Genomic DNA, 418 nt, shown 5'->3' with positions numbered 1-418 from the left:
GCGAGGCCGTAGGCCGAGTCATCCTGCACGACCCACCATCTTAGAGCTTCATTCAAAACCAATTTCCCAGATAGGTCGTTAGCTCAGTCGGTAGAGTAGTTGACTTTTAATCAATTGGTCGCAGGTTCGAGCCGAGCGAAGCGAGACAACAGCGCGTAAGCGCTGGCCCGAAGGGCGAGGCCGTAGGCCGAGTCATCCTGCACGACCCACCATCTTAGAGCTTCATTCAAAACCAATTTCCCAGATGGATCGTTAGCTCAGTCGGTAGAGCAGTTGACTTTTAATCAATTTGTCGCAGGTTCGAGCCGAGCGAAGCGAGACAACAGCGCGTAAGCGCTGGCCCGAAGTGCGAGGCCGTAGGCCGAGTCATCCTGCACGACCCACCATCTTAGAGCTTCATTCAAAACCAATTTCCCAG

The 418-nt window shown here is 53.8% G+C and carries 1 tRNA gene and 1 other RNA gene; both read left to right on the top strand.

The annotated features are described in order from the left end of the window. Window positions 1–79: 79 nt before the first annotated feature. Window positions 80–212: non-coding RNA, RtT sRNA (locus AACQ38_RS23900), on the top strand. 34 nt (window positions 213–246) lie between these two features. Further along, a tRNA-Lys gene (locus tag AACQ38_RS23895) sits at window positions 247–386 on the top strand. Window positions 387–418 lie beyond the last annotated feature (32 nt).

Origin of the sequence: Photorhabdus sp. RW14-46, assembly GCF_963887965.1 — a bacterium.
Taxonomy (GTDB): Bacteria; Pseudomonadota; Gammaproteobacteria; order Enterobacterales; family Enterobacteriaceae; genus Photorhabdus; species Photorhabdus laumondii.
The sequence above is the reverse complement of the archived record's forward strand: the minus strand, read 5'-3'. Positions and strand labels throughout refer to the sequence as shown.